Here is a 14,317-nt window from a genome sequence, read left to right as displayed (position 1 = left end):
CCACCTAGCGCAATGCCAGCCCGGTCGCTGCCTCGAGTTCGGCAATCGCCTGCGCTGCACTGACCACCTTGATTGTGGTCATCCCCATCTCGCGCGCCGGTTTCAGATTAACGCCGAGGTCGTCGAGATAGACGCAGTTTTTGGGATCGACCTGCAGCGTCTCGATCATCATGCGGTAAATGCGCGGGTCGGGTTTTCGCAGGCCGATTTTCGCCGACTCGATGACATGGTCGAACAGCGCCATGACCTCCGCGACGTAGAGCATGCGGCCACTATGGCTGCCGATGGCGTTGGCGGGAAGATTATTGGTGATGCAGCCGGTCTTGAACCGCGCCTTCACGCGCTTGAGCGCCTCGACCATCTCGGGCCGCAGATCGCCCGACAGCAGCGGCAGCACGTCCTTGCCACGAACCGCCGCGCCCAGCGCCAGCGACTCGGCCGCGAACAACTCGTCGAAGGCTTCGATATCGACTTCGGCGCGTTCGAACTTGGCCCAGGCGTTTTCCAGGTGATTGGCCGCGTTGGTGCGCCGGATGATATCGGCGGGCAGCCCGCGCTCGGTCTCATACCGCGCAAAAGCCTCGAACGGCGAGGTCGTCAGCACGCCGCCGAAATCCCAGATCACTGCCTCGATCATCATACCCTGCCTATGCGAAGTGACGGCTTCGCCTCAGTACCCGGACGCATTGCCGGTAACAGGGAGAACGCACGTTCCCATTATTGGCATTCTCAGGATCGCGGCAAGCCACCGAGGAGCTCTTCGGCGCCGTCATTTGCGAGAGATTGGGTCGGCCTACCAGACCATGGGCAGGAGGCGGTAGCGGACACGGGCAGAATATTCGAGATAGCCGTCAAGCTCGGCCTTGAGCATCCGCTCCTCCATGACGGTACGAAAAGCAAGCAGGGCTGCCATGACCGGCACGATGGCAAGGCCATACCAGGACCCCAGTAACAGCGGCGTGCCGAGATAGGAAAGCAGCCCGCTCGCGTAGATCGGATGCCGGACATATTCGTAGGGGCCCGTCGTGATTGCCGTGTGTCCTCGTTGGCGCTGGATCTTCACACCGGGTGCGGCGTAGCTGTTCTCCCGATAGGCGAGATAAACGAGGAAAAACGACGCGGCGAGGACTATTGCACCGATGCATTGTAGCCAGCCAGGAACCGACGACCATCGAAACCGTGCGGCATCGAGCGCCATCAGGGGAAGCCAGCCGAGCCAAAGCAGCGAAATGATCGTCGTCAGTATCCTGTCCCAGCCTACCTGACCGCGCGTCGAACGGCGTTCGGCCAGAAGTTCGGGATCATGCCTTGCCAGCCACGATTCGGTGACGAGGCCGCCAATGCTGATCTCGAAAAGGAAAACCCATGCACCCAACCATTGCACCGTGCCCGCCGTCATAAACAGCAGCGCCCCGATGCCGGCGAGTGAGGACATCGCGCGCATCAGGGGGCTGAGGTGGGAAGGATTTCTGCCGGTACTCATTTGTCATCCGCAGCTAGCGTTTCGCGCGTCGCTCAACGGTGCCAGTTGCGGGCTTGTCCCGAATACACCCGGCTGGAACTTGTTCGCGCCGCTGGATCAAGCAGCGCCTTCATCGCCGTATTGAGCCGCTCTTCCGACGGCGGCGCGCCATCATGCCGAAGCTGGGTCGGAGCACCGGGACCCTGCGGAGGGACCACGTAGGATGACGACGTCGGGGCGGTATAAGTTGCAATCTCCGGACGCGATGCGTCCGCAGCTTGCAGCTTGACCGGTCGATCGGCAGCTTGCGGGGGCTCGGCGGCTTGCGGTCGACCGGCCGCTTGCGGGCGAGGGGCGGCTGGCGGTGGACCGCCGGCTTTGCCGCCACCAGTTTTCCGGGGAGGTGTTGCCATTGGATGAAGCTCCTTGATTGGGATGATGACGTATCAGCGTTCCGCTTCGGTGCGGCTCGCGATGATGGGATTTCTCTTCTTGATCGCGTCGATCAGCGATTGATGGGTAACGACTGATGAAACGACGATCTTCCCCGCCGGCTGGACGACCTTGTTGCCGTTGTGCTGCGGAGAGTTTTCGGCAGTCGACTCTTGCGCCATGTTGACCTCCCGATGCAGGGTGGGGCCCGACCGAGTCGGGCCCCGAGTGTCGATCAGATACCAAACGCGCCCAGAACGCCGGGCAACGCCTGGGCCGCTGCGCCGACGATGTCCTGCCAGCCTTGCGGGTTGACCGATCCGCTGTTGGCCACTTCAGCAATTCTCTTCGGACCGCGCTCGATGCCCTCACACTGGATCGGGCTGCGCACGGTGCTGAAGGTCTCCAGATCATTCCTCGCGTACATATTCAGCTCCTTGTTCTAGGGTTGAGTTGACGGTTGCTGCCGGAAGTCAGCGCCAGCCAGAACAACCATCGACGGACGTCGCCCAGAGATCTGCTGGTCCCTGGACCACGTGGCGCAGTTGCGCGCCACGTTCTGCTCTCCTCCGAACCGGGAGGAGCAATCGCCTCAATAGATCTGCCATTGCCGCAGCGGCCCGACTGCCACCGGCACGACGTCACTCACATCGATCGTGTACTGATAGACTTCACGGGCCTGGGTCAGAACCGCCGTCGGATTGAAGAACCGATACGTGACGTCCCAGCAGTCGGAATCGGGACGGCAGATGACGCTCCGGTCGACTTCGACGGTGTCCAGACGCATCTCTTTGGTTGCGACGTCCGTGAAGATCTTCTTGGTATTGTACGCGTTCATCGCCGAGTAATTGAGCGCGCGATCCTGCGGGGAAATGCCGACGTTCCGGAATTCGTTGTAGATGCGTTCCAGGAATCCCTCGGCGCCGGCAGGCCACTCATCCGCTTCCGGGCCAAACAATGAGTACAGATCCCATTGGTAGAATCCTCGCCAGTCGGTGACGAGCGTGGGAACGATGGTGCCGTTGAGCAGCTTTGTCGTATTCGTGCTGTCGACCCATCCGGCCATCGAAACGCGAGCAACACCGCCGCGAGGCGGGAACGCGTCGCGTGGAATGGGGGGAGCCGCCGCGGCGTCCGGTGCGCCCATTCGGTAGTGGGCCGGATCCTCATGCGACACTTCCTGATGCCATAGCGCCAGGATCAGTGCTGCGAAGAAACCCAAACCAAAGACGTCGAGCGGCTTGATGGCATAGATCGGTATCGAATCGATGGTCAGCGTCCAGTTTATGGCGTCTGCATCCGGGAAATTGCTGCCCTGACCGGCCGGCGTGCTCATTTCGCCTTCGGCTTGATTCAGGAGGTAGCGAGCCATGATTGCCGGATTGTAGGGAGCTGCGGTGTCTCCCGACCGGTCTCGATCCGGTCCGAAGATCGGATCGCCTCGTCCGGTGAGGCTGTCGCGCCAATTGGCGATCGCCTGAACGAAGTAGTCGAGGCGCGCTTCCTTGCCGAAATCGTAAAAAATTCTTCCGATCGGGAACGCCATTTGCCCCCGACTGGTCCCCGGAGCTTCCGACGGGCGTACGCCGCCGCAGCCGCAACCGGTCTCGCTTGTCTGAGCGGATGGTGTGAACTCATAGCGCGCAGGCGCGGAAGGCAGCATCGCGGGTAGCGGAACCGAACTTGGCGTCATTGCGGGCATCTGTGCCGGCGCCCATCCGTGCGAGGCGGCTCCGCCCGACATCGCCATCGGTACCCAGACAACGTCGTTGCCTGCCGACGGCGCGTAGAACTGCGGCGCGGCAGCCGGCACGGACGGTGCGCCGGCGCCGTATTCCGCGGACGGCGGCGTAGCCGCTGCCGGCGGGCTGGATTGGACTTCGCTGGGCATGAGCCCGGCACCGCTCCTGACCACTGAGCCGTCGGGGCCAAGAATACGCGGTGTGGAAGACGTGGAGGCGGCTGCTATTTCTCCCATGGAACCCTCTCTGGTTGCAGTTGATGGAGCGGCGGATTGTGGTTGAACGGAGGAGCGTGCGATTTCCGAGACCTCACCGAGGCGGCGGGTCCTTCCGGCGGCGACGCTCGACGGCGACGCGCCGGTAATCCGGTTGTGTTTCTCGCCAAGCAACGCTGCGACGGCACCGGAAACATCGAGCAGCCCGGCGAGACAGCGAGGGCTGCCGGCGCTTCCGGCACTGCAAGGTGCCGCGCTGGCCAGAAGTGCGGCACGGACCGCTTGAGGACTGGCATCGCGTCCGGCTTTGCGGAGACAGGAAAGCAAGAGAGCGACAATCCCGGTTACGATCGGCGCTGCAAAGCTGGTCCCGGACCGCTCCGCGACCTGCCGGATCGGCGATGCGCCGAGAACATTCTCACCCGGGGCCAAAATGCCGTTGTCGAGATACGGGTCACCGAAATTGCTGAACGGCAGCGGATTACCTGCCAGGTCGCAAGCACCGACGGCAAGCACGGACGCCAGACTGCCGGGTACCTGAACGCATCGGCAGCCGTCATTGCCGGCGGCAGCCACGATGAGTTTGCCGGCACTCGCGCAGGCTCGAACCGCATCGCTGAGGATACGGTCGGCCTGTCCGGTCGGAGTCTGCTGGCCGCTGCTGATGTTGATGACGTCTGCACCCTCGGCCAGGGCCTGATTGATCGCCATCGCGAGTGTGGCCTGGGACGACGGCTCCAGTTCGCCGCCAGCATTTTCCCGGTAGATGGAAAAGACCGTCGTCGCGCAGTTCGGGGCGATGCCGCATACGCCGCTCGCCGGCGCGCCCGCAATCACACTCGTGATATGCGTCCCATGTTCGGACATGACGACGGAGGAGGCGGCAACAAATTGCTCACCGGCGGTGACACGCGCCTGCCGCAGCGCGGAGTGGTTGAGATCGACGGGCCCGTCGATGACCGCAATCCTGATTTCCGGGTCACCGCCCGAGGCCTGCTGCCACAGTGCGGAAAGGCCGGAGATATCCGTTACTGGATTCATACTCGCATCCCCGCGGTGCCGGCGCAGCTTCGCTGCGGCCGGTCGGCCTTCCGACGAAAATTCGTGTAACTGGCGTGAATTCAACCGATCTTTGAGTCCGGCACCGCCGCCTTTCAAGGAGGCGCCGAGAGGCCAAGTCCGTATCGGAACTGCGAGGGCAGTCTCAGCAATCGAAAAACTGCAAACCGCTCACACCGCGAACAGACCCAAAGTGATCGACAGGTTCGCGCGTTGCGGCATTTATCCCAGAAGCCGACACTTGATTCCATTCTTCCCGTCGGGTCAAAAAGGATCGATGACGACGATCACTTGCCGGCTAAACCCGAAGATCCATCGGTTGGCGTCACGGTATGGATCGAAGGGTGTAGCGGGGAATCGATCTCGACGATCGGGTGTTGCTGCGTTTCGTCTGCGGTGCGGACGAGCGCGACCTGCGTCCTGAGACGAAAAATCTCAATGTCATCAAAGATTGATTGTATGCCCGCGGTGCGAATGGTGACATGCGCCGACGCCCGTCGGCGGCATGACGGAGCTCTCGCCGTGATATCGACCATTCGGTTGAGAAAGTCCGACCATCGCCTGATGCCGGGACGAGCCTGTTTGTCCAGTTCTCGTGCATGAGGTCGATTGTGGAACCGGCTAGTCGAAATCCTGATGCCGGACCAACGACGGCGCAGACGATGCAATCCACGGCGTCTCGCGCACGCGGCGCATCGCCTGGGCGCGGCGCGGCAGCTTGAGCTTCTGAAGAATGTGGTGAACGTGGTGCTTTACCGTCGCGAGGCTCAAGCGCAGATGGCGTGCAATCTCCTTGTTCGACAGGCCTTGTCCGATCAATTGGAGGACCTCTCCCTCGCGGCGGGTTAGCGCTTCGCCGAGTTCCATCGAATGGGCGGTGCGTTCGATGCCAAACAGCGCGCGCAACAATCCGCCAGATATCTCGGCGCTGCACGCCAGTCGCCCCGAGGAAACGTCAGAAAGGGCCTGGCAGAGTCCCTCGATCGAAGCATTTCTGTCCACATAACCGCGGAACCCCGCTCGACCGCAGCGGACCACATCTCCCCGTTCTTCGCGGAGACCGAGCGCGACCAAGGCAATGTCGGTACGTTCGGACGCAATCGAGCGAACCTCATCAAGATCAATGCCCTGCGTGACGTCGATCAGGACAATATCTACCTCCCTGGTCTGAAGGCATTGTCGCAGGCAAATCAGATCGCAGACGGTCGCTTGTAAGGAGATGTCCGCGCAGTGCGAGAAGCAGGAGGCAAGACCCTCGCCGAACAGCCTAATAGGCGTGACGACTACGAGCTTCATGACAGCTTTACACCGCGAACATGGCGCGTAGAACACCAGTTCGGCCCACGACGCCAACAAACAAAATAAACATAGCTATACTTAAGGTTGCGGTTCGACACAACGAAATTTGTGGCGCGACTAAAATCCGCATCGTCGCAAGTCGCGTCGCATGTGTTCAAGACTAGCCGTCTGCCGCGTTGATGGAGGTAAGGCGAGACATATTGCCGATGTCCTGTGATTGTGCGATCGAAACTACATAAAGCCACGCTTGCGGAGGGGATTTGCGTTGCGAGAGCAATTCCAGGACGTTCGTTGGAATGATCGCGGAAGATTCCGACCTCTCAAATTTGTGATCCAGGCGGTTGCTGCGCCGATGCGAATCCTGCTTCGGATGATTGCCAGCCTTGCTTTGCTGCTATCCGTTCCCGCGTACGCCATCGTCGGCGGCGGTGCGCCGTCGGCGGACGGCGTGGCCCGTGCGATCGTTACCATCGTCGGCTCGCGCGGTAATTTTTGCACCGGCGCGTTGATCGCGCCGAAACTGGTGCTGAGCGCGGCGCACTGCGTGCAGCCCGGCGCGGACTACAAGATCGTCGAATATGGCGCGGACCGGCAGCCGTCTTTGCAGGACGTCAAGGCGGTCGCCATTCATCCCGGCTTCAACATGCAGGCGATGTCGGGACATCGCGCGACGGCGGATGTCGCGTTGCTGCTATTGGCGGCGCCGCCCAAGGGCAAGACGCCGGCCGCGCTCGGATCGCCCGATATCCCGATCAACGTCGGCAGCCGTTTTAGCATCGCGGGCATCGGCGTGACCGTGCGCGGCGACGGCAAAAGCGGCGGCACCATCCGCGTCGCCGGCCTGGTCGCGACGGGGAAGCCCGGCACGCTGCAGATCCGGCTGGTCGATCCTGTCAGCCAAGGCACGCGAGACGGGCTCGGCGCCTGCACCGGTGATTCCGGCGGGCCGGTGTTCGAAGACAAGGAAAGCGGCCCCGTCATCGTCGGCGTGGTGAGCTGGTCGACCGGGCCGAACGGCTCGGCTGGTTGCGGCAGCATGACTGGTGTCACGCCGCTGACGCTCCACCGGGATTGGGTCGTGCAGACGGCGCAGAAGTGGGGTGCGGGGTTGTAATTACTTCCGTCGTCCCTGCGAACGCAGGGACCCATACGCCGCGGCCCATCGGCAGGGCGATGGTGTTAGTTGTCTTCGTAACAACTGGCATCGGTGGTTATGGGTCCCTGCGCCCGTGCGCAATTGCGCACTAGGCAGGGACGACAATGACCACTGACCCAACCCGCTAATGCTTCGCCGCCTTGTTCGCTGCTTCGTTGTTCAGCACGATCAGGCCGTCGGCGGCGACGCCGACCTTGCTGTTGATCAAAAATGGGTTCACGTCGATCGAGGCGATGCGGTTGCCGGCGTCGGCCATCAGGTTGGAGAGGCCGACCAGCGCCTTCAAGGCGGAAGCCTCGTGCAGCGCCGGCTTGCCGCGATAGCCCTTCATCTTCACGCCGGCCTTGGTCTTGGCGATCAATTGCTTTGCCTCCGCCTCGTCCAGCGGGGCGCCGGCGAGCGCGACATCCTTCATCAGTTCGATATCGACGCCGCCGGTGCCGAACAGCACCACCGGTCCCATCTCGGCGTCGAGCGACGCGCCTACCACGAGTTCGAGGTCGGCCTTGACCTGCTGCGCGATCAGGATGCCTTCGAGCTTCGGCCTGCTCTTGATCTTCTTGACCCGCGCGGTGATGTCGTTGAACGCCTTTTTCACTTCGGCGGCGCTGTTGAGGTTCAGCACCACGCCGCCGATGTCTGACTTGTGCAGGATGTCGGCGCTGACCACTTTGGCCACGACGGGAAAACCGATCTTCTTGGCGATTTTCACCGCCTCGGCGGCCGTCTGCGCGATCTCTTCCTTTGAAACCGGAATGCCGTACGCCTTGAGCAACTTCTTCGAGGCGACCTCGTCGAGCGCCGCGGCGCCGTTGGCGTTCTTGAGCGCCTTCTCCAACATCGCGCGCGCCGAAGCCTTCGAACTCGATTTGATATCCGGCACTTCCTTGCGCAATGACGAATATTCAATCAGCGATTTGATCGCGCCGACCGCGCGGTCGAGGCCCTGCATGACCGCGATGTTCGGCAGCGATTTGCGCAAGGCCTTGGTGAACTCGGTGAACCCGATCGACATCGCACTGATGTAGACGACGGGCTTGCTTGCGGCGCCGGCCATCTCGTTGACGATCCGAAGATTGCGTTCGCGCAGTTCATGCGGCGCCTTCGGCAGTTCGGCGTCGATGATGACGATGTCGGTATCGGGATCGTCGATCATGATCTTGATCGAGTTCATGTAGACGGACGGATCAACCACCGCGGCGAAGCCGGCGTCGAGCGGATTGCCGACGATGCTGCCGGGGCCGAGCATTTCTGCCAGTTGCGCCGTCGCATTCGGGCTCAGCGGCGCGAAATTCAGCCCGGCCGAATAGAACGCGTCGATCAAGAGGCCACGCTTTCCACCCGACAGCGACACCGCCGCGAGATGATTACCTTTCGGCGGATCGGCATGCACGAAGCATTCGGTGGTCTCGATCAACTCGTCGAGCCCGCGGACGCGTATGACGCCTTCGCGCGTCGAGATCGCGTCGAACGTTTCGATGGAGCCAGCGAGCGCGCCGGTATGCGCCATCGCGGCGGCGCGGCCGCCCTCGGAGGCGCCGAGTTTCAGCGCGATGACCGGCTTGCCGGCGGCGCGTGCAGCCTTGCATGCCTCGCGAAACACCTTCGTATTCCGGACGCCTTCGAGATAGACCACGATGACGCGGATCGAGGGATCGGCGGCGAAATAGGCCATCAGGTCCGGCGTCTCGAGGCCGGTCTCATTGCCGGTCGTGACCATGTAGCCGACACCGACGCCGCGATCTTCCAGCGTCTGGCGGATCGCCATCACGATCGCGCCGGATTGCCCGGCAATCGCCACCGGACCTGCTTCCATGGTGACGATACGGTCGTCGATATTGGTGAACAGCTTTTCGCCTGCGCTCAGATTGCCGAGGCAGTTCGGGCCGGTGACGGCAAGGCCGGTCTCGCGCACCGCTTCCTTCAGTTCGAGCGCCAGCCGCTGGCTTTCCTCGTCCTGTAACTCGCTGAAGCCAGAGGTGACGATGGTGGCGGAGCGCGCGCCGGTCGCTGCGGCGTCACGGATCACCTGCACCGCGAAACGCGCCGGCACCAGCACCAGCACATGGTCGGGCTTTTCCGGCAGGCTGGCGAAATCCTTGTAGCAGGGCACGCCCCAGATCGTTTCGCGCTTGGCGTTGACCGGAAACAGCCCGCCTTCGTACTTGTACTTGATCAGATTGTTCCAGATGCGCTCGGCATAGTTGCCGGGCTTGTCGGTAGCGCCGACCAGCACGATGTTGCGCGGGTGCAGCATCGCATGGATGCTTTTGACGATGTCGCTGGCTTCAGGCGAGGGCGACCATTTTGCGGCTTGATGCGATGCGGTGCTGACCTGATCCATGGACGCCTCTACTCCGTAGTCTCCAGTGGCGTGACGAAAGCAATCACCACCATGGGTTTTTGTGATTGATACCCTTCTATTGAGACTTGGCGGGGGTGGCAACACGCGTTGCGCGCGCAGCGCCATTCGCGCCGCGCACGATTTCCCGGCTCGCGGAGAATTCAGTGCGGATGGGGTCCGGGGCCAATCATGGTGGCGTGAACGAGATAGCGCTCGGGCCCCTGCGTCAGCGCGTCGAACGGCCAGCAGGTCGACAGCACCAGTTGATGTCCGTCTGCGAACGGATCGATGCCGGAAGCATCGAAGCGCACGACCGAGGTGGCATCCACCCGGTAATGGAATTGCTTGCCATCGCTTCGCGTCACGTTGATCTCGTCGCCGGCGACGACGTTTTTCAGGAAGGCGAAATGCGTGTCGCGATGCGCCGAATAGACGGCGACGCCGCGCTCGCCAGCATCGGGCGTCCGTTCGACGTGGCCCGGGCCGAAGGCGAGTGCCTGGCCGCTGGTGCCGGCGAGTGCGATGGCGCGGGCATGGATCCGCTTCACTTCGATGCGGGCGACCGGCCATGTATCTGCCCATGACCACGGCTTTGTCTCGTGTCCGGTGGCGATGGTTTTCTGAAAGGCCCGCTCCAGCAGCACCTGTGCAACCAGCGCCTTGGCGTGGATGTAGGCCCCCTGGCCGAACAGGATCAGGCCGATGAGGGCGAGTAAGAGCGGGAGGATGAAGCGGGGCATATGTTGGCTCTCCCGTCATTGCGAGCGAAGCGAAGCAATCCATTCCTTGTTTTCGCGGTAGGATGGATTGCTTCGCTTCGCTCGCAATGACGGTGCTCGCAGGAAAAAAAGCGGCGCGCGCGGCCTTGGGGGACGGGTGGAGCCGCGCGCGCTCTGGAAAGAGGAGGTCGGGGAGGTCTCCTCTTTTCAGCCGACGTCAACGCAGTGACATCTGACGTCGAGTGAACACGAACAGGATCAGGCTGACCGTGAGCAGGATCACACCCGCAATCATCTTCAGTTCGGCGTCTGTGGCCGTCCTCGGCAGTGTGACCGTGCTGGGCGCCTGGGTGACGACAGGCTGCGCCCGTTTCAGTGCCGCGATCTGAACCCGCGCCTGCTCGATATCCGCGCGCCGTTCCGTCGGCGTCACTGGAGCGCGTGGGCGCTCGCCGAACACTTTTTCAAAATCCCAACCCGCCGGCAGGTTGATCGGGAGTTCCGAGATCTTGAGCTGCGCGCCTTCCGGACGGCTCGGTGTCTTGTCGACCGCGACCAGGCTGGTCAGCCGCGTGACGAGTTGATGCTCGATCGCCAGCGCCAGAATGGCCTTGTCGGCGTCTTCCGGGCTCGCCTGCCGCGTGGTGCGCGCGACTTCGGCATCTGCGATCTTGCGCCGCGCCCAGAGTTTGGAAAGGCCCTTGCCTTCAGCGGCGTTCGCCAGCGGAAGGGTGACGACCCAGGGACGGTCGCCGATGCGGCCCTTGATCTCGACCGAGCCCGCGAGCTTGTCGAGCTTTGCCGCGAGAATCAGCGGCTCGTCGCGATAGACGTCGGGGATCGCGACCGGCGTGATATCGGCCGTGGCGTCGGAAAATTTGGCGGTGAGATTGGTCACCGCGGGATTCTCCAGTTTGGAGAACAGCCCGCGCATGCGCTCCTCGACCTGTTCCACCGAGCCGATATGGGTGAAGGTGCCGCGGCCGAGTTCGGCAGCGCGCGTCATCAGATAGGTGTTCGGCGCCGAACCGATGCCGACCATGAAGATGCGCGAGCGGCCACGCAGCGCATTGATGGTTTCGAACAATTGCTGTTCGTTGCCGATGGCGCCGTCGGTCAGGAACACGACCTGCCGGACGTAGCTGGCATCGCCGGCATTGTCGGACAGCGCGGCGCGCATCGCCGGCACCATTTCGGTGCCGCCATTGGCCTGCAGCGCGTCGACAAAGGAGGTGGCCCGGCCGATATGCTCCCTGTCGGCCGGCACGGCCGCCGGAAACAGCACATCCATGGTGTGATCGAACCGGATCACGTTGAAACGGTCGCCGGGCTGCAGGCGTCCGAGCGCATAAGTGAGGCTCGCCTTGGCCTGGATGATCGAGACGCCGCCCATCGAGCCGGAATTGTCGATCACGAAGATGACCTCGCGCGGCAATGGCTTCTGCTGCACCTGCTCGACCGAAGGTGGCGTTACGAAGGCGAGCAGGTAATCGCTGTCGCCGACGCGCTCGCGGAATAATCCAACCGACGGCGCCTTCTCGGCCGCCGGCTTCCAGGTCAGCTCGAAATCGCGGTCGGCCGGCACCGGACCTTCGGCAAGGCGCAGAATGCTGGTGTTGGCGTCGGGCTTTTCGGTCTTGATTGCGTGGTGGTGGCTCTTGACTTCACCGAGGGGGAAGCCCGCCTGCAGCCGCACGGTGATGCGGGTTGGATTGACCGGCGCGTTCGTCGCTGGGTCGAGCACTTCGGGCGAGATGCGGTCGCGATCCGGCACGGGATCGGATTTGGCCGAACCCCAGCCGCCGCCATCGGGCCGGAAGTCGACGCTCTGCACGACGGGTGCGGGATTGTAGCGCGGGGCGACCACCATCGGCACCCGCAGCGAGAACTCGTTGCCGGATTGCTGGACCGGTTCCTGATATTCGATCTGCACCAGCACGGTTTCACCGGGGCCGATATTGGCGGCCGAATTGGTGAAGATGTTCGGCCGTTCCTGTTCGGTCAGCGCCGCCTTCTGCCCGTTCTGCTTCGCCTGGTCGTAGATGATTTTTGCCTGTTGCCGTTCCTTGATGTCGCCGACCACGACGCGATCGCCGATCACCATCTTCAGCGTATCGACCGCACCGCCCGAGGGCAGCGGATAGACGTAGACGGCCTCGACCCAGTCTTGCGTCGGGTTGCGGAAAATCTGCGTGACGCGGGCGCGCACCGTCGGGCCCGATACCGTGAGATCGACATCGATACCGAGGCGCGAGGCATCGGCGTAGCCATCGTCCGTCTTGAGCAGCAGCGAGCCGGAGCGCGCCTCGCCGGGCTTGACCAAGGCTGCCTGAACACGCTCCGCCGACCAGACCGGCTCGAAGCTCAAAAATAATGCCGCAAACCCGAACAGGATTACGGCTACGCCCTGCATCACAAAGAACAGCACCAGCCTGATCAGGTTGGGCTGTTCGCTGGGTTTGTCGGCCTCAATTTCGTCGCATGTCGTCATGTCGCTCACTCCCGAGAGGCGATTTTCGCCGCATGAAAGCGTGCGGAATTCGGAGATTTGGCGCGAGCGGAATGATCGGCCTTGTTCAGCCGCCGGCCGGCGCGGCACGCCACCGCTGAGGCTGCTTTGTGCGGGTTTGTGATGGATTGTGCGTCTGCTAGACTGGCGCGCGCAAACGAGGGGTGACGATGCCGACGCCGGACAAGCAGCTTTCCGCCGAGCAGAGCCGGCAGATCGCCGACACCATTCGTGAGGAAATCGCGCGTCGCCGCATCTCCCGGCAATCCCTGGCCGAACTCGCAAAACTCAGCCTCTCGACCCTTGAGAAGGTGCTGGGTGGCCGCCGTCCGTTCACGCTCGCCACCACCGTCCGGCTCGAGCAGGCGCTCGGCGTCTCCTTGCGCAAGACACCGGAGGCGCCGGCGCCCGCCGCCGCCGTTAACGGCGAGGTCGCGCCCGATGGTTTGGGCGCCTATTCGCGCCGCGCGGTGGCCTGGATCGAGGGAACCTACGTCACGGTGCGTCCCTCGTTCGGCGACAAGGACGCGATCTTCGCCTACCGCACCGAGATCACCTGGGATCCGGCGGCGTCTTCGCTGGTGTTTCACGAAAGCGAGCGGCAGGACGCGGCCTTCACCCAGTTCGGCGAGGTGGCGGTGCCGAACCAGTCGAGACATATCTATCTCGTCACCAACCGGCACGGCCAGCATCGCCTGATCACAGTGGCGCACCTGGCGATTTCGGGCGAGATGTACGGGATCATCACGACGCTGCTCGCGGGTCGCGGCTCGTTGCTGACGCCGATCGCGGCACCAATCGCGTATTTGCCGATCAAAATGGTGGCTCTTCCGACCTTTGGCAGGGTTTCGTCCGACGATCCCAATTATTCGCTGTACCGCCAGCATTTGCGGCGGACGACTGATGAATCCTTCGCGCTATTCCTGCCGGGATAGCCCCCTCCAGCCTTGCATTCCCAATGAAACCCACTATATGACCCCTATTCGAATTATCGCTCTGCCTTGTTGACCACGCCGAACCGGCTCTAATCCCCAAGACATCGTTGAAATCGGATCAAGCCTGCGCGGAGGTCGTGCAGGCAAAAGCGCTTTCGCGCATCTTGGAGATAGTTACATGGCTACCGGAACAGTTAAGTGGTTCAACGCGACCAAGGGTTTTGGCTTCATTCAGCCCGATGATGGCAGCACCGACGTTTTCGTCCACATCAGTGCCGTCGAACGCGCGGGCCTGAGCTCGCTCAACGAAGGTCAGAAGATCTCGTTCGAAGCGAAGAAGGATCCGATGCGCGGCAAGACCAGCGCCGAGAACCTTCGCGTCGACTAAAAGGTTGCCGATTTAAGGATTTCCACGGATGTACTGGGATCCTCTAATTGGCTTCTG

Annotated in this window: 12 protein-coding genes; 3 read left to right on the top strand and 9 right to left on the bottom strand. The window is 62.6% G+C overall.

What is annotated here, in order from left to right:
* Positions 1–4: 4 nt before the first annotated feature.
* The 6 genes from V1293_RS21840 to V1293_RS21815 all read right to left on the bottom strand — a co-directional run bounded on the left by V1293_RS21840 (position 5) and on the right by V1293_RS21815 (position 6,206).
* Entirely contained in the window at positions 5–640 is a 636-nt protein-coding gene (locus V1293_RS21840) for an HAD-IA family hydrolase (protein WP_334512112.1), read from the bottom strand.
* Between the two features lie 153 nt (positions 641–793).
* Positions 794–1,483 carry a methyltransferase family protein gene (locus V1293_RS21835; RefSeq protein ID WP_334512110.1) on the bottom strand — a complete coding sequence of 230 codons (690 nt, stop codon included), beginning with the start codon at positions 1,481–1,483 and terminating at the stop codon, positions 794–796.
* A 425-nt stretch (positions 1,484–1,908) separates the two neighbouring features.
* Positions 1,909–2,076 carry a hypothetical protein gene (locus tag V1293_RS21830; protein WP_334512109.1) on the bottom strand — a complete coding sequence of 56 codons (168 nt, stop codon included), beginning with the start codon at positions 2,074–2,076 and terminating at the stop codon, positions 1,909–1,911.
* A gap of 53 nt (positions 2,077–2,129) precedes the next feature.
* Complete coding sequence (locus tag V1293_RS21825; protein WP_334512108.1) at positions 2,130–2,321, bottom strand: hypothetical protein; 192 nt, start codon at positions 2,319–2,321, stop codon at positions 2,130–2,132.
* Between the two features lie 165 nt (positions 2,322–2,486).
* Positions 2,487–4,892: a S8 family serine peptidase gene (locus tag V1293_RS21820; RefSeq protein WP_334512107.1), complete on the bottom strand. Its 2,406-nt coding sequence runs from the start codon at positions 4,890–4,892 to the stop codon at positions 2,487–2,489.
* 639 nt (positions 4,893–5,531) lie between these two features.
* The gene (locus tag V1293_RS21815) at positions 5,532–6,206 is read right to left on the bottom strand and encodes a response regulator transcription factor (RefSeq protein ID WP_334512105.1); all 675 of its coding nucleotides are present in this window, start codon (positions 6,204–6,206) and stop codon (positions 5,532–5,534) included.
* A gap of 355 nt (positions 6,207–6,561) precedes the next feature.
* On the opposite strand from V1293_RS21815, the gene V1293_RS21810 reads away from it, so the two are divergent.
* On the top strand, positions 6,562–7,323 hold the full coding sequence (locus V1293_RS21810; RefSeq protein WP_334512104.1) for a S1 family peptidase: 762 nt from the start codon (positions 6,562–6,564) through the stop codon (positions 7,321–7,323).
* A gap of 166 nt (positions 7,324–7,489) precedes the next feature.
* Here the strand turns inward: V1293_RS21810 and V1293_RS21805 are convergent, their stop codons facing one another.
* From V1293_RS21805 to V1293_RS21795, 3 genes are all read right to left on the bottom strand, one after another.
* Positions 7,490–9,709, bottom strand: coding sequence for an acetate--CoA ligase family protein (locus V1293_RS21805; RefSeq protein ID WP_334512103.1), 2,220 nt, complete (start codon positions 9,707–9,709; stop codon positions 7,490–7,492).
* Between the two features lie 161 nt (positions 9,710–9,870).
* A complete protein-coding gene (locus V1293_RS21800) occupies positions 9,871–10,449 on the bottom strand; it encodes a class GN sortase (protein WP_334512102.1) in 579 nt (192 codons plus the stop codon).
* A gap of 196 nt (positions 10,450–10,645) precedes the next feature.
* Positions 10,646–12,919 carry a marine proteobacterial sortase target protein gene (locus V1293_RS21795; protein ID WP_334512101.1) on the bottom strand — a complete coding sequence of 758 codons (2,274 nt, stop codon included), beginning with the start codon at positions 12,917–12,919 and terminating at the stop codon, positions 10,646–10,648.
* 188 nt (positions 12,920–13,107) lie between these two features.
* On the opposite strand from V1293_RS21795, the gene V1293_RS21790 reads away from it, so the two are divergent.
* Both V1293_RS21790 and V1293_RS21785 read left to right on the top strand, forming a co-directional pair.
* Positions 13,108–13,872 carry a helix-turn-helix domain-containing protein gene (locus V1293_RS21790; RefSeq protein ID WP_334512100.1) on the top strand — a complete coding sequence of 255 codons (765 nt, stop codon included), beginning with the start codon at positions 13,108–13,110 and terminating at the stop codon, positions 13,870–13,872.
* Between the two features lie 178 nt (positions 13,873–14,050).
* Positions 14,051–14,260 (top strand): cold-shock protein, encoded by a 210-nt coding sequence (locus V1293_RS21785; protein WP_057841312.1) that lies wholly within the window; start codon positions 14,051–14,053, stop codon positions 14,258–14,260.
* Positions 14,261–14,317 lie beyond the last annotated feature (57 nt).

The sequence above is a fragment of the Bradyrhizobium sp. AZCC 1693 genome, assembly GCF_036924745.1.
Lineage (GTDB): Bacteria > Pseudomonadota > Alphaproteobacteria > Rhizobiales > Xanthobacteraceae > Bradyrhizobium.
Note: the sequence above shows the minus strand (reverse complement) of the source record. Positions and strands in the feature narration are given on the sequence as shown.